We start from the raw sequence: 14,860 nt of genomic DNA, 5'->3' as shown, positions 1-14,860 counted from the left end.
GTTCCGATCCGGGTTTGGCTCACACGACCATGAACAGCACAGCGACGAAGATGCTGGCAGCCGAGAAGGTCATGGTCCGCGAGGACCAGGTGTTGAACCATTGTTGAAAACTGGCGAGGTCGCGTTTCAGGGCAGTCGGTTGGCGGGTCCAGGACTGCTTGTCGAGGCGGAAGAACACGTAGATCTTCATCATTGCCCCGACGATCTGGTTGTAATAGAGGATCAGCGGATAGGCCGGGCCGACGTTGTGCCCCGAGCACAGCAGCATGATGGTGAGGATCAGGCGGGTGATGCCGATCCACAGCAGGTACACCAGCAGGAAGCCCAGGCCGAACTTGAGGCTGGCGATCACGGCCACGGTCAGGCCCAGGAGGCTGGTCCACATCGACACACGCTGGTCGAACAGCACGATGCTGGTGAACAGCCCCAGGCGGCGCAGGCCCAAGCCCAGCGCTCGGGAGTTCTGGCGCAGGTTGTTGCCGTACCAGCGGTACATCAGTTTGCGGCTGGCCTTGAGGAAGCTTTTCTCCGGCGGGTGTTCGACCGTGTTGATGGCGGCGTCCGGCACGTAGAAGGTGTCGTAGCCAAGGCGCATCAGGCTGAACCAGCTGGACTTGTCGTCACCGGTGAGGAACTTGAAGCGGCCCAGGCGCCAGTGCATCAGCGAGTCGCTTTCGACGTCGGCGATGAACTCGGGGTTGGTCACCACGCTGGCACGGAACATCGACATGCGCCCGGTCATGGTCAGCACGCGCTTGCTCAGTGCCATCGAGCACATGTTGATATGGCGCTGGGCGAAGCGCAGCTTGTGCCACTCGCTCATGATGTAGCCACCGCGCACTTCGCAGAACTCGTTGGTGGTCAGGCCACCCACGTTCGGGTACAGCTTGAACCACGGTACGGTCTTGCGAACCACGCCTTCGGCCAGCACGGTATCGCCGTCGATCACCGCGACAACGGCGTTTTCATCCGGCAGCATGCGCGAGATGGCGCGGAAACCGTACGCCAGGCCATCACGCTTGCCGGTCCCGGCGATGCGCACGATGTCCAGCTTCACGTGGGCGGGCGGGTTGTATTTGGCCCACAGGCTCTTTACCAGCAGTTCATCGGACATTTCCACCAACGAACAGACCACGGTGGTGGGGAAGCCACAATCGATGGCTTCACGGATCACCGAGCTGTATACCTGCGCGGTGGTCAACGCTTCGATGCGGAAACTGGTGACCATCAGGTACACGTGCGAGGGGTCGGCTGCAGCGCCCATCTTCTGCACCTTGCGGCGCAGGTAGGGGTACACGCCGTAGAGGAAGATCATGCCGCGGATGAAATGGGTGGCGCCCATGGAGTAGCGCCAGATGCCGACTGCGCCGACCAGGAAGATGAAGTGCTTGGACTGCGAGTCGAAGATGTCGGCCGGCAAGGCCAGGGCGATCAACATGAGCAGGCTCATGTAGAGCAGCCAACCGGCGCACTGCAACAGCACTGTCTGTAGCCTTTGCATGTTCAGCATCCGTTGAGAATTCTGGGAAAAGGGCAGCGCAGGAGGCCTGCGCTGCCTGGCCGCTGGCTTACCAGCAGATGCCTTCGGTGCCGCGGGTAGTGCAGGTCGGCTTGCTCATGAAACCGACCAGGTCGATCACTTGCTTGCCAGCCGGTGCCTGGTCGGCAAGGGCGCGGAACTGCTCGTCACGGTTGCCCAGAACGATGATCTCGGCGTTGTCGATGACCTTCTGGAAGTCGGCGTTGAGCAGCGACGAGACGTGCGGGATCTTCGACTCGATGTACTCCTTGTTCGCACCGTGAACCCGGGCGTACTCGACGTTCTCGTCGTAGATGTCCAGTTGGTAGCCTTTGCCGATCAGGCGCTCGGCCAACTCCACCAGCGGGCTTTCACGCAGGTCGTCGGTACCGGCCTTGAAGCTCAGGCCCAGCAAGGCGACCTTGCGCTTGTCGTGGGCTTCGATCAGTTCAAAGGCGTTCTGCACCTGGGATTCGTTGCTGCGCATCAGCGAGTCGAGCAGCGGGGCCCGGACGTCGAGGCTGGCGGCACGGTAGGTGAGGGCGCGCACGTCCTTGGGCAGGCACGAGCCGCCGAAGGCGAAGCCAGGGCGCATGTAGTACTGCGACAGGTTCAACACTTTGTCCTGGCAGACCACGTCCATCACGTCGCGGCCATCGACGCCGACGGCCTTGGCGATGTTGCCGATTTCGTTGGCGAAGGTGACCTTGGTGGCGTGCCAGACGTTGCAGGTGTACTTGATCATCTCGGCGACTTCGATCGGCTTGCGGATGACCGGCGCATCGAGTTCTTCATACAGGCTTTGCAGGACGTCGCCGCTGGCGCTGTCCAGTTCACCGATGACAGTCATCGGTGGGTGGTCGTAGTCCTTGATCGCGGTGCTTTCACGCAGGAACTCAGGGTTGACCGCAACGCCGAAGTCGACGCCGGCCTTCTTGCCCGAGCAGTCTTCGAGAATCGGGATGACCACGTTCTTGACAGTGCCTGGCAGCACGGTACTGCGCACCACGATGGTGTGGCGGCGGGTGGTGTCACGCAGCACGTAACCGATTTCGCGGCAGACCGACTCGATGTATTCCAGGCCCAGGTCGCCATTTTTCTTGCTTGGGGTACCGACGCAGATCATCGACACGTCGCTGGCGCGGATGGCCTCGGCGAAGTCGGTGGTGCCACGCAGGCGGCCATTGGCGATGCCCTGTTGCAGCAGTGCCTCCAGGCCAGGTTCGACGATGGGCGACTTGCCCTGGTTGATCAGGTCGATCTTGGTGCTGGACACGTCCACACCAATCACGTCATGGCCTCGCGCCGTCAGGCAGCCTGCACAGACCGCACCCACATAACCCAAACCAAAGATGCTGATACGCATCGCTATCACCTCATGTGTTTATCACGCCAGCTCCTCCGGGAAGAGCCGGACCGGGTTGATTAACAACAGTTTTAGGGCGCACGGATCCCATGGCGAATGCACACTTCACCGAGCGCAGGCATGAACAAATCCGGAGCGCACAAAGTTATGCACTCAAAGTTGGCAGTCAAAGGCCAGTAATTAATAGGCGTGCCCTGAAATGCAGCCGTCTTTATTGCAATGCGCTACTTGGCGCGTTGCTGTGCTTGTTCTTTCAATTGGAAAAATCCTTTGAAATCAACCACTAGGACGATTTTAAGGGGCGCGTCTCTCCTGCTGGGCAGGGCCTACGGGAGTACCCGGGGCGTTTGTTAAAAGTTTCAGCGCCGCTATTGTTTCGCGACTGCTTGTCATCTGTAAGTCATCTCTCACACCGCACAGGCATGAAATTCGTTACGGCACTATGAGCTATGCGTCGCAGAAGAAGTTCCTGGGTGGGTTTCGCCCCGATGAAAGATTTCTAAATAATTCTTCAGTAGCGAATAGTTTCAAACTGATAGCACGCTTCGGAAGCACCCCTGTATATAAAGGGCGAAAACCGGGTGCGATATTTTTGTGCCAGCATGGGAAAATTTTTTTCAAAATTCGTCAAAAAAGTACGAGCGGGCTTATGACGGTTGGCGATAACGGCTCCTTCGTCCGTTTTTTGACGCTGGTTTGTTGGCGTGATGGCTTTGTGATTCATGCCTCAGGGTGGTGCGGGATCACATTCAGAAATACTCAAAGCCATGCAAAAGCTAAGGTTTTTTCCCAGCGGGTCGTTAACACCCTTGGACGCACCTTTCAGGCGCTGTCCATGTACGACGGAGCGTCTTGGGCAGCCTGAGGCCACTGGCCATCAGGGGCGTCTCATCCTTAATCACATGGAAGAGACGAGATCACGCTTATGAAAAAGACATCGCAGGCTTTCCTTGCCACCGTATCGCTGCTTGCTGCCGGGCTGTCGCAGGCTGGGCCTAACGTCAATGTGACGTTCAAAAATGTGGGGACTGTACCCGCAGAGTTGAAGATGGTTACGTCGAACGAGACCAGTACCTATCAGATAGCCAGCCCTAAACCGGCCCAATGGGTCCCGGCGGGTGGCCAGACCAACTTCGATGTGCAGCGCATGGTAAGCCCAGACGTTAATGCTGCCATGGTCCGCTACACCATTGGCCGTAAAACGTGCGCATTGGGTACGACTTTCCAGATGCGCATGCTTCCCGGTGGGATAAAACAACCCCAGTGGACCAAAACTGCGACGCCCAGCGGGGGAGCAGCGTGTACAGCGAATATAACCAGTACGCGCGCGGATAACTCATGGACCGTTGAGTTCACCATGAAGTAACTCATTCCGGGGCTACACGCTGCCTCGCCGGTGAGCCTGCGAGGCAGATTGTTTAGGCAAACACCATCTGCTTACAGAATAGTGATAGGGGTGAGTTATGGAAATCATCAAGACTTCCGGGGTGCGCGAATTGAAGTTTGATAATTCAGTACCTGTAAAGCGCATTGCTGATCCTGCTGAAACTGAACCGACAACGCCTGTTGCAGCGCCCTCATCGGACACGCGAAGTGAAATAACGTCGTTAGCCCGACAGCTCAGTGATGCCGCAACCCGTGCGGCTTCCAGGGATGCTCAGTTGGGTCGTAAAGAACTTGCGGAGCTGGCGAAAACCATATTGGATAGGGTGTGCGGCGGCAGTTACCAATTCAGCAAAAGTGCCCACGACGCCTTCGTTCCCAATACCGAAGACCCTGAGTTGCTGGAGCGCGCGCGGCAGGCGACAGCATTTTTGAATGGTAAGGAAGAGAACCCTTTCGGGCAACTCGCGCGAGAGCAGTTGAGCTTGATCGTGTATGACGATGGTGGTGAATTTACAACGAATGAACGTAACGCCGCCTGGCAAGAGCTGAGTAAGCGCGAATGTGAGTGGACTGTTTATATGGGCCACAAGATCAGTGCTGAAATTCAATCGACAGGAAGTAAAGATCAGGGGCTTTACGAAATACTCGATTACTACAGGTCATTACCTGCCATTGAGCAAGCGCAGCTCGGGAATTACGAAGCTGACATCATGATGCAATTCTCGATGTCCGAAGTTGAATGGCCCGAATTCAATACTTCTTTAATCGACATGATCGCCAAGGAATGGGAGCCGGCGAAGGACGATATCGCTAAAACACTCGACCCGCAGGCTGAAGGTTCGTCCAACGGGAAACCCAAAGCATGAACCCGATCATCACCCTTCAGGGCATCACCCGCCGACTGGGCACTCGACCGGTGCTGCACAACCTTTCACTCACCATCCCCCGCGGCCAGACCTGCGCCATCATCGGGCCTTCCGGTTCGGGCAAAAGTACCCTGCTCAACCTGATCGGCCTGCTCGACCAGCCTTGCTGCGGTCGGATCATGCTCGCCGGCCAGGACATGATGCCAACCACAGCAGACCAACGGGCAATCCTGCGCAATCGCATGCTGGGTTTCATCTTCCAGAGCTTCAACCTGCTGCCGCGGCTTTCTGCGCTGGACAACGTCGCCTTGCCGCTGAGCTACCGCGGTATCGGGCAAGCGGCCGCGCGTCAGGCGGCGCGAGCGCAGCTGGAGGCGGTCGGGCTTGGCGAGCGGGCGCAACACTTGCCAGCCGACTTGTCCGGTGGCCAGCGGCAACGGGTCGCCATCGCCCGGGCGCTGGTGACAGAGCCTGCGTTGCTGCTGGCCGATGAGCCGACTGGCAACCTCGATGGCACCACGGCCCAGGACATTGCAGCGCTGTTGCTGGCACTCAATCGTGAGCGGGGCGTGACCTTGCTGATGGTCACCCACGACCCTGCCATGGCCCAGCGCATGGAGCGTTGCATCGAGGTGCGCCATGGCGGGGCCTTTGATGCCTGAGGCCTATGGCCCTTCGTGGCCACAGCGTTTGAGCGAGGCGTTGGCCAGCTTGCGGCAAGCAGGCCCCCGTGCCTGGCTGACGCTGATCGGCATCGCGGTGGGCTGCGCGGCGCTGGTGGCCTTGCTCAATATCGGGCACAGCGCCACGCAACATGCTCGGCAGCTGTATCGAGGTATGGGCAGTGATCTGCTGGTCGCCAACCTACAACGCCCTGCTGAAGTTGTTCCGCCGGTGGCCCTGGACCTGTCTGTATTGCCAGCGTCCATTCGCGCGGCTGCGCCTTTGCTGGTTTCTGTGGCCACAGTGCAATTGGCGAGCAAGCGCCATGAGACGCTGGTCGCTGCAAGCACGCTGCAACTGGCGCGAGTACTGGACTTGCAAGCCAGTCAGGGCCGCTTGTTGTCCGCCTACGACGATGACACCACTCACGTGTTGCTGGGGGCCACGCTGGCCCGGCAACTGGGTGCACGCGTGGGCGACCGTCTGCAGTCGGGCCGCTACCTGTTCGAGGTGGTTGGCGTGCTTGCGCATCGGGGCTACAACCCGATGCTGCCAATACAGGTCGACGATGCGCTGTTGATGCCATTGCCGGGTATGCGTCGCCTGGGCGCTGTGCCGGAGGTGGGGACGGTGCTTGCACGCGGCCATGCTGTCGCCGTGTTGCCGGACACGGCACGAACGCTGACTGATTATCTGGCTTCGCGACTACCTGGGTACGAGGTCGATGTGCAGCTGCCACAGCAGTTGCTCGAAGGGATGGCCAACCAGTCACGGATGCTCACGTGGGTGCTCGCCGGCTTTGCAGGTATTGCATTGCTGTTGGGTGGGGTTGGGGTGATGAATGTGATGCTGATGAGCGTAGCGCAGCGCCGTCGCGAGATCGGCGTGCGCATGGCGCTGGCACCCGCGATATTGCCTGGTTGTTCCTGCTCGAAGCGTTGTTGCTGGCAGGGGGCGGAGCGTTGCTCGGCACGCTGGTGGGACTGGCCGCCAGTTGGGGCTTTGCCTTGCTGTCAGGCTGGCGCTATGCGCTGGATGCGTCATCGATAGGGCTGGGCATGGGCAGCGCGTTGTCGCTCGGCCTGTTCTTTGGCTTGCAACCGGCGCTGGCTGCGGCACACCTGCAACCTGTATTGGCATTGCGCGATGACTAGGTGGCCTGTGTTTCTGTGCCTGGCGCTGCTGGGCGGAGCCGTACTGGCGGCAGAGCCCCTGCAGCCGTCTCGTGCGGGCCAGGCCTTTGCGGTGTCGGCCACTGCATGGGCGGCCGGCGGGGAGGCCGAGGTATCGCTGGAGCTAGCCGACGCGGTTGCCTTGGCCCTGCGGGACAACCGCGCCATCCGCAGTGCTTACCTTGAGCGCATCGCGCAGAAATTCGACCTGCGCGTGGCGCGTGATCACTATGCCCCACAGCTCTCATTCAAGGCGCGTACCTTTGGCAATCGCAACAGTGATGACCATTACCGCGAGGTCCAGCTCGCCCCGGCGGCGAGCCTGTTGACGCCCTACGGCACACGGCTGAGCCTGGATTGGGCGTATGCCCAGACACGCACCGACAGGGCTGGCGCACGCTACCACGATGGCGCCAACCTGATGGTGATACAGCCGCTGCTGCGCGGTGCCGGGCGTGAGGTGGCCAGTGCACCGCTACGCCAGGCGTTACTCGCCGAGCAATTGAACCGCTTGGTGCTCAAAGACCGCGTGGCCGAAGTGATCACGCGTACCATCTTGCAGTATCGCGAACTGCTTCAAGCCCAGGAGCAGTTGCACATTGCCCAGCAGGGGCTGGCTCGGGCCCGGCAACTGGTGAAGGTGAACCACGCGCTGATCGCGGCGGGGCGCATGGCTGCATTCGACAAGGTTCAGGCCGAAGCCGAGGTGGCTGGGCAGGAGTTGGCCCTCGAAAGCAGCCGTAATCAGCTCCACGCAAGTCGGCTGGCGTTGGCTCAGGTCTTGGCAGTGGACCTTGCCGCCCCTTTGCGGGCAGTGGAAAAGGGCCACGTCCAGCGCTTGCAGGTCGATACTGCGCAGGCTCTGACCTGGGCCGAATCGCTGCAACCTGCGTATTTGATGCAAGTGATCACGGGTGAGCAGGCGTTGATCGATCTGCAGGTGGCGCGCAATGAGCAGTTGTGGGATGTGTCGCTGGTCGGCGGGGCCAGCCAGACGCGCCAGCGCCCCGGTAACCAGGTTAGCTGGGAGCACTATGTGGGGCTGGAGCTGCAAATACCGCTTGGAGACCTGAGCCGGCGTCAGGCCGAAGTGCGTGCCCGCGTGGCTGTGGAACGTCAGCAGGTCAGCCTGGCAGAGGCGCACCAGCAGCTCCAGCGCGAGGTGTTGACCGCCGTGCGCGATACCCAGGTGCGCTGGCGCCAGCTGGAAATTGCCGCACGGGCGCTGTCGCTATCGCAGCGCAAACTGGAGATAGAGCAGGAAAAGCTCGCCGTCGGGCGCTCGAGCAATTTCCAGGTGCTCAGCTTCGAGAGCGATTTGCGCAATGCACAGAGCGTCGAACTGGATGCCAGAATTGCCTACCTCAATGGCCAGGCTGAACTCGACCGGATATTGGGTACCACGCTGCAAAGCTGGGCGGTGGCGCTCAATGATTAGCTGGCGGTTGCTGCTGTGGCTGCTGGCGTGCCTGGCAGCGTTGCTCCTGTGGCAAGCCTGGCCTGCCAGCCAGGGGCAGGTTATCGAGGCGCGATGGCTGTGGGTTGAGCCACAGTGCCTGGAAAGCCGACTGGGCCTGGTCGGCAGGGTGCAGGCGGTCCACCAGCAGATCCAGGCTGCGCCATTCGACGGCGTGATCGCCGAAGTACAGGTGGACCCAGGCCAGCGGGTGGCTCCAGGCCAGCCACTGTTCAGGCTCGATACCGCCCAACTGGATATCCAGATACGCCAGGCAGAGGCCGAGTGGCTCAAGGCGCGGACCAGCGTGCGGCTGCTGCAGGGTTGGGAAAGCGGGCCGCAGGTGGCCCGAGCGCGCCGCGCGATGTTTGGCGCCCGGGCGGCTCTGGTAGCCAGCGAGGCTGCGCTGGCAGACACCCGGCGCCTGTTCGAGCGGGGGATTGTCGCCCGAGTCGAGGTCGACAGCCTGGCGCAGCAGGTAGCCGCTCAGCGCGAGGCGCTGCAAGATGCCGAACAGGAGCTGGGCCTGGTGCGCGAACGCGGGCAAGGCGATGAGCTGCGTATTGCACAGATGGAGCTGGCTAACACCCATACCCGTTGGCAGGCGTTGCTGGCGCAGCGTGAACGTAGGGTGGTCAGGGCGCCTTTCGCGGCCTTGGTGGTGCGTGCCGACCACCAAGGTGACGGTGCCTCACGGCACCTCCAACCGGGTCAGCGAGTCAGCCAGGGCGTGCCCTTGCTGACGCTGGTTGACCTTGATCTACTGCAGGTGCTGGCCGCAGTCCAGGAGCATGACCTGAACAGGCTGCGCGAAGGGCTGCAGGTCGAGGTCATCATCGCCGGTCAGCCACTTGCCGGGCAGGTGCAACGGATTGCCCTGCAGGCCAGGAACGATGAAGGGCAGGGGGCCTGGTACGACGTGCAAGTGGCCTTGCAGATGCCGAGGGACGCGTCGACACCGTTGTTGCGCCTGGGGATGACAGCGCAGTTGACAGTGATCGCCCATAGATCGGAGCAGGGCATTGCGGTACCGGCAGAGGCGCTGCAGGTGGACGAGGCGGGGCAGGCTTACGTGGTTTACCGGGCTGGGGGTGATCGGCAGGGGCGCAAGGTGCCGGTTACCGCTGGTAGGGCGGTAGCGCAGGGGGTCGAGGTGCTGGGGCTGTCGGCGGGTTATGTGCGCATGCCGTAAAAGGGCCGCTGTGCGGCCCCTTCATCGGTCACAGCTGCAGGGAACAGGTGCCTGGCGGTGGGGCAGGCACTCACTCGGCCGGATGGTCGCGCAAGAACACCAGGTGATCAGGCTTGGACTGTTCGGCGCTGTAGTAGTAGCCCTGTACGTCGAACTGCTTGAGCTGCTGGGGGTCGTTGACCCGCTCCTGGATCACGAAGCGGCTCATCATGCCACGGGCTTTTTTGGCGTAGAAACTGATGATCTTGTACTGGCCGTTCTTCAGGTCCTTGAAGTCGACATTGATTACCCGGCCTTGGAGGGCGCTGCGTTTCACCGCGCTGAAATACTCGTTGCTGGCCAGGTTCAACAGCAGGTCATCACCCTGCTCGGTCAGCGCCTGGTTCAGCCATTGGCTGATACGCGTGCCCCAGAAGGCATACAGGTCCTTGCCACGGGCATTGGCCAGCTTGGTACCCATTTCCAGGCGGTAGGGCTGCATCAGGTCGAGCGGGCGCAGCAGGCCGTACAGACCGGAGAGCATGCGCAGGTGCTGCTGGGCGTAGGTGAAGTCGTCTTCGCTCAGGGTTTCGGCGTCCAGCCCGGTATACACATCGCCCTTGAAGGCCAGCAGGGCCTGCTTGGCGTTTTCCGGCGTGAAGTCTGGCGTCCAGCTGCCAAAGCGAGCGGCGTTGAGGCCGGCGAGTTTGTCCGACAGGTGCATCAGCTCGCTGATCTGTGCCGGTGACAGCTCACGCAGTTGCACGATCAGCTCCTGAGAATCGTCCAGGTACTGGGGCAGGGTAAAACGCTCGGTCACCGCAGGGGTGTCGTAATCGAGGGTCTTGGCGGGGGAAATCACCGTCAGCATCGGGTCGGCTCCTGGAATCGTTGCCGGGATTCTACGGATTGAAGCAAGGGAACGCCAAACTATGGCGACAATAGTCACAGACCATCGGATGAGCAGGCGCTATAGTGCGCCTTTCGCTGTGACGGAGAGACCGATCGTGCGCATTGCCGGTGTCTTGCTGGCCTCACTCTTGAGCCTGGCCGCCCACGCCGCCCCTATTCCCCCCGCCAGCCTGGACCGCAGCCTGTGGCCCGAACAGTTGGACACGCCAGCGTTGTTCGATGTCGCGTCGCGCGCCGAGATCCTGTCGTTTGCCCAAGTGCTGCACGAAAGTGAGCTGCTCGACGACCAGGCGCTGGCCGCGCGTCTGGGTTTGCGGCAGATCAACCTGCAGAAGGTGCGGGCGCTGCGGGCGCGCATGTGGCAGCGGCTGTGGCAGGGCTACCAGCAAGCCCAACGCAGCTGCGAGCAGGATGCCTCGTTCTGCTACCTGGTGGAGTCCATGGCCGATTTGCGCACGAAGGCTGCGACGTTCGCCGCCGATGTCGGTACCTTCTATACCGGCTGGGTCGAGCCTAGCCACCAGTTTCATGTGCGCTACCTGGATGAGCAACTGCGCAAGGCGGCGCTGTTGCCGCAGATCACCAGCGAGGTCGAACGCCTGTCCAACCGTGAGCGCAGCGGCGATGAGCTTAACGACCGCATGTTCCTGCTGACCTTCGTGGGCGGGCCCGGCCCCCAGGGCAGCACGACCGACACGCTGACCGATTACCTGCGCAAACAGAAGATGCAGGGCACCTTCTTTGTGTTGGGCAACCGCCTGCAGCAGCGGCGTGACGCTGGAGCGGCCAATGCGCTGGGGCAGCTCTATGATGGCCAGTGCGTGGGGCTTCAGGGATGGGAGTATCGCTCGCATGCCCAGTGGAACGGCTGGCAGGATTCGCTCAGGCGCAGCCAGGCGCGGATCCAGGCCGACCTGCCTGAGCAGTACGTGCCGTTGTTCCGCCCGCCCTATGGTCAGCGCCGGGCCGATGGCGAGGCATTCATGGCCAGCCTGCAGTTGCGGGTGTCGCTGTGGGATATCGACGCACAGGATGACGGCCCGTTGACAGCCCAAGCCTCGGCCCAGCGGGTGGTGACCTTGATGCTGCTGTGGCGCAAGGGGGTGATCCAGTTCCATGACAGCCTGCCCAAGGCGCAGCCGGCGGTGCAATGGTTACTGGAACATACCGCGCAAAGCGGCATTGGCTGGGAGGATTGCCGTGAATACGGCGATCAGGAATAACGGGTCTGACTTCTGACTGTAGTCCCGTATGGGGCCATCGCCAAGTCCTGTTCGTCATTCGGAAAAATAAACTTCACCAACGCGTAAAAATGCTTTTTTTAGTCATGCTTTTTGCGGTATGAAGAAACCAGACAGCCGATTCCTGCAGCACAGGTGGCGTCATCCAAGCCCACCTTGCCAGGTTCACTTCCCGCCCGTAGCGACGCGGATACGGGAAGAACGGCAGTCACTCTGCGGCGCAGCAGACCGCGCCGTGTGGCTTCGACATAAGGTGACCGAGTATGGATGACCAAGGACGCAACCCTTCCTCCAGCAAGCCAATCCTCTATGTGCTCGATACCAACGTCCTGATTCACGACCCCAACGCACTTCTCAACTTCGAGGAGCACCACGTCGCCCTGCCGATGACGGTGCTGGAGGAACTCGACAAGCTCAAGACCGGGAAACACACCATCGCCGCCGAATGTCGCCAGGCCATCCGCCTGATCGACCAGACCCTCGGTGACGCATCGCCCAACGATGTCGAGCAGGGCGTGCCGATCCAACGTGGCAAGGGCGGGCCAAAGGGCTTTCTATCGATCCTGATGAGCCCCCGCAGCGAACCCAACCGGCTGCTGCCGGAGAACCTCAACGACAACATCATCATCAACCAGTTGCTGGAACTACGGGCCAAACGTGCCGACCTGGACGTGGTGCTGGTCACCAAAGACATCAACATGCGCCTTAAGGCGCGGGCCTGTGGCATCGCGGCCGAAGACTACAGTACCGACCAGCTGGTCGATGACGTTTCGCTACTTTCCAAGGGCTACCACTCGGTCACCGGTTCGTTCTGGGACCGTGTCAGCAAGGTCGATACCCGTCAGGAGCGGGGACGAACCTGGCATCGTGTGCAACTGATCGACAACCTGCCGGCGGTGCATGTCAACGAGTTCATCATCGATGAGCAGGGGTTCGTGGGTTGGATCAAGGGCATCCGCAACGATGAGCTGTTGCTGCTCGACTTGCACCAAGAGCCACTGTTGCACCAGGAGGCCTGGGGCCTCAAGCCGCGGGATATCCATCAAAGCCTGGCGCTGTTCGCGCTGCTCGACCCGGATATCCACCTGGTCAACCTGACCGGCGCCGCCGGCTCTGGCAAAACCATCCTGGCGTTGGCGGCGGCCATCGAGCAGACCATGGTCAGCAAACGTTACCGCCGGATCATCGCCACCCGCAGCGTGCAGGGGCTGGACCAGGAAATCGGCTTTTTGCCGGGCACCGAAGCCGAGAAGATGGAGCCTTGGCTGGGCGCGATCACCGACAACCTCGAAGCGTTGCACATGGATGATGAAAGCACCCACGGCAGTGTCGAATACATCCTCGAGCGGGTCCCCCTGCAGTTCAAATCACTGAACTACATCCGGGGTCGCAGCTTCCAGCAGAGCCTGATCCTGATCGACGAGTGCCAGAACCTGACGCCGCACCAGATGAAAACCATCATCACCCGTGCCGGTTCCGGTTCCAAGGTGGTCTGCCTGGGCAACCTGGCGCAGATCGACACCCCCTACCTGTCCGCGACCAGTTCGGGCCTGACCTACCTGACCGAGCGTTTCAAGGACTTCCCCCACGGTGTGCACATCACCCTGCAAGGTGTACCGCGCTCGGTGCTGGCCGAGTACGCCGAGTCGCATCTGTAGCCTCTCGAACCGGGCGGTGCGCCGCCCGGTTTTTTCCACTGCTCAAACCTGACCCACAGGTTTACACTCTGTGTTCCCTTCACAGGAGCAGAGCAGTGCTGACACATCTTGATTCCCAGGGGCGGGCCAACATGGTCGACGTCACTGAAAAGGCCGTGACCGAGCGCGAGGCCACCGCTGAGGCGCGCGTGCGGATGTTGCCGCAGACCTTGCAGATGATCGTCGAGGGTGAGCATCCCAAGGGCGATGTGTTCGCCGTGGCGCGTATCGCCGGCATTCAGGCAGCGAAGAAGACCAGCGACCTGATCCCGCTGTGCCACCCGCTGATGCTCACCAGCGTCAAGGTCGAGCTGAGCGCCGAGGGCGTGGATGCGGTGCGTATCCTCGCACGCTGCAAGCTGGCCGGGCAGACCGGCGTGGAAATGGAAGCGCTGACCGCGGCCAGCGTTGCCGCACTGACGATCTACGATATGTGCAAGGCGGTGGACAAGGGCATGGTGATCGAGCAGGTGCGCTTGCTGGAGAAGCTCGGCGGTAAGAGCGGCCACTACAAGGCGGATGCGTGATGAACATCAAAGTGATGTATTTCGCCCGTTACCGCGAATTGCTCGGGGTGGATGCCGAGCGCCTGGAAGGTGACTTCAAGGTGCTCGACGATGTACGCCAAGCCTTGGTGGCCAAGGGTGGGCAGTACCAGGTCCTGGCCGAGCAAAACCTGATGTGCGCGCGCAACGAAGAGCTGTGCAAGCTCGATGAGCCGCTGGAAGCGGGCGATGAGGTGGCGTTCTTCCCACCGGTGACCGGAGGCTGAGCATGGCTGTGCGAGTGCAGGACGGTGCGTTCGACCCCGGGGCTGAGGTCAATGCCATGCATGCCGCCAATGTCGGCGTGGGCGCGGTGGTCGGGTTCGTCGGTTACGTGCGCGATTTCAATGATGGCCGGGACGTGGCTGGGATGTTCCTGGAGCATTACCCTGGCATGACCGAGAAGGCGTTGGCGAAGATCGTGGTCGAGGCCGAGCAGCGCTGGCCGTTGCTGAAGGTTGAAGTGCTGCATCGCATCGGTGCGCTGGAGCCTGGGGAGCCGATCGTGTTCGTCGGTGTGGCCAGTGCCCATCGGCAGGCGGCCTTCGATGCCTGCAATTTCATCATGGATTACCTGAAGACCCGTGCGCCGTTCTGGAAGAAGGAAAATACCCAGGAGGGGCCGCGGTGGGTCGAAGGCCGGCAGAGTGATCAGGACGCGGCGGGGCGCTGGTGAGGCCTGATCGATTGGCCGGGGCTTTGCCCCGGATCGCCGGCAAGCCGGCTCCCACAGGGATCTCGCCAGCTTTTAGAAGTTGAGCAAGACAGTTGCTGCCACAGGTACAGCGTAGGCCTGAAGAACCGCGCGGTCGTGGTGGGAGCCGGCTTGCCGGCGATGGGCTGCGCAGCAGCCCCATAGCAGACCT

General features: G+C 61.4%; 15 protein-coding genes and 1 pseudogene. 13 read left to right on the top strand and 3 right to left on the bottom strand.

What is annotated here, in order from left to right; genetic code table 11:
* Nucleotides 1-19: 19 nt before the first annotated feature.
* Together ACIPZH_RS15320 and ACIPZH_RS15315 are read right to left on the bottom strand one after the other, a co-directional pair.
* Nucleotides 20-1,501, bottom strand: coding sequence for a glycosyltransferase family 2 protein (locus tag ACIPZH_RS15320; protein WP_267821080.1), 1,482 nt, complete (start codon nt 1,499-1,501; stop codon nt 20-22).
* Between the two features lie 67 nt (nt 1,502-1,568).
* Nucleotides 1,569-2,885, bottom strand: coding sequence for a nucleotide sugar dehydrogenase (locus ACIPZH_RS15315; RefSeq protein WP_241806619.1), 1,317 nt, complete (start codon nt 2,883-2,885; stop codon nt 1,569-1,571).
* A gap of 442 nt (nt 2,886-3,327) precedes the next feature.
* On the opposite strand from ACIPZH_RS15315, the gene ACIPZH_RS15310 reads away from it, so the two are divergent.
* The 8 genes and pseudogenes from ACIPZH_RS15310 to ACIPZH_RS15275 all read left to right on the top strand — a co-directional run bounded on the left by ACIPZH_RS15310 (nt 3,328) and on the right by ACIPZH_RS15275 (nt 9,620).
* Nucleotides 3,328-3,750 (top strand): hypothetical protein, encoded by a 423-nt coding sequence (locus tag ACIPZH_RS15310; protein ID WP_400636739.1) that lies wholly within the window; start codon nt 3,328-3,330, stop codon nt 3,748-3,750.
* A 60-nt stretch (nt 3,751-3,810) separates the two neighbouring features.
* Nucleotides 3,811-4,251, top strand: a complete 441-nt coding sequence (locus ACIPZH_RS15305) for a hypothetical protein (protein WP_400636737.1) — start codon at nt 3,811-3,813, stop codon at nt 4,249-4,251.
* A gap of 97 nt (nt 4,252-4,348) precedes the next feature.
* The gene (locus ACIPZH_RS15300) at nt 4,349-5,137 is read left to right on the top strand and encodes a hypothetical protein (RefSeq protein WP_400636736.1); all 789 of its coding nucleotides are present in this window, start codon (nt 4,349-4,351) and stop codon (nt 5,135-5,137) included.
* Complete coding sequence (locus tag ACIPZH_RS15295; RefSeq protein WP_400636734.1) at nt 5,134-5,799, top strand: ABC transporter ATP-binding protein; 666 nt, start codon at nt 5,134-5,136, stop codon at nt 5,797-5,799. The genes ACIPZH_RS15300 and ACIPZH_RS15295 overlap by 4 nt, the downstream gene beginning before the upstream one ends.
* A pseudogene (locus tag ACIPZH_RS15290) lies at nt 5,777-6,349 on the top strand (ABC transporter permease); the annotation flags it as partial. The gene ACIPZH_RS15295 and the pseudogene ACIPZH_RS15290, both read left to right, overlap by 23 nt.
* 233 nt (nt 6,350-6,582) lie before the next feature.
* Nucleotides 6,583-6,954, top strand: a complete 372-nt coding sequence (locus tag ACIPZH_RS15285) for an FtsX-like permease family protein (RefSeq protein WP_400636733.1) — start codon at nt 6,583-6,585, stop codon at nt 6,952-6,954.
* On the top strand, nt 6,947-8,410 hold the full coding sequence (locus ACIPZH_RS15280) for a TolC family protein (RefSeq protein ID WP_400636731.1): 1,464 nt from the start codon (nt 6,947-6,949) through the stop codon (nt 8,408-8,410). Before ACIPZH_RS15285 ends, ACIPZH_RS15280 begins: the two co-directional genes overlap by 8 nt.
* A complete protein-coding gene (locus tag ACIPZH_RS15275) occupies nt 8,403-9,620 on the top strand; it encodes an efflux RND transporter periplasmic adaptor subunit (RefSeq protein ID WP_400636730.1) in 1,218 nt (405 codons plus the stop codon). The genes ACIPZH_RS15280 and ACIPZH_RS15275 overlap by 8 nt, the downstream gene beginning before the upstream one ends.
* A 70-nt stretch (nt 9,621-9,690) precedes the next feature.
* On the opposite strand, the gene yaaA is transcribed toward ACIPZH_RS15275, so the two are convergent.
* Nucleotides 9,691-10,470, bottom strand: a complete 780-nt coding sequence (gene yaaA, locus ACIPZH_RS15270; protein ID WP_267821091.1) for a peroxide stress protein YaaA — start codon at nt 10,468-10,470, stop codon at nt 9,691-9,693.
* A 136-nt stretch (nt 10,471-10,606) separates the two neighbouring features.
* Here yaaA and ACIPZH_RS15265 point away from each other — a divergent pair, with 136 nt between their 5' ends.
* The 5 genes from ACIPZH_RS15265 to moaE all read left to right on the top strand — a co-directional run bounded on the left by ACIPZH_RS15265 (nt 10,607) and on the right by moaE (nt 14,670).
* A complete protein-coding gene (locus tag ACIPZH_RS15265) occupies nt 10,607-11,734 on the top strand; it encodes a polysaccharide deacetylase family protein (protein WP_400636729.1) in 1,128 nt (375 codons plus the stop codon).
* A gap of 281 nt (nt 11,735-12,015) precedes the next feature.
* Nucleotides 12,016-13,410, top strand: coding sequence for a PhoH family protein (locus ACIPZH_RS15260; RefSeq protein ID WP_241806629.1), 1,395 nt, complete (start codon nt 12,016-12,018; stop codon nt 13,408-13,410).
* Between the two features lie 95 nt (nt 13,411-13,505).
* Nucleotides 13,506-13,976, top strand: coding sequence for a cyclic pyranopterin monophosphate synthase MoaC (gene moaC / locus ACIPZH_RS15255; protein ID WP_241806630.1), 471 nt, complete (start codon nt 13,506-13,508; stop codon nt 13,974-13,976).
* On the top strand, nt 13,976-14,221 hold the full coding sequence (gene moaD, locus ACIPZH_RS15250; protein WP_241806631.1) for a molybdopterin converting factor subunit 1: 246 nt from the start codon (nt 13,976-13,978) through the stop codon (nt 14,219-14,221). The genes moaC and moaD overlap by 1 nt, the downstream gene beginning before the upstream one ends.
* A 2-nt stretch (nt 14,222-14,223) precedes the next feature.
* Complete coding sequence (gene moaE / locus ACIPZH_RS15245; protein WP_241806632.1) at nt 14,224-14,670, top strand: molybdopterin synthase catalytic subunit MoaE; 447 nt, start codon at nt 14,224-14,226, stop codon at nt 14,668-14,670.
* The last annotated feature ends 190 nt before the right edge of the window (nt 14,671-14,860 follow it).

This window comes from Pseudomonas sp. NPDC089758 (assembly GCF_044748705.1).
GTDB lineage: Bacteria > Pseudomonadota > Gammaproteobacteria > Pseudomonadales > Pseudomonadaceae > Aquipseudomonas > Aquipseudomonas putida_X.
Note: the sequence above shows the minus strand (reverse complement) of the source record. Positions and strands in the feature narration are given on the sequence as shown.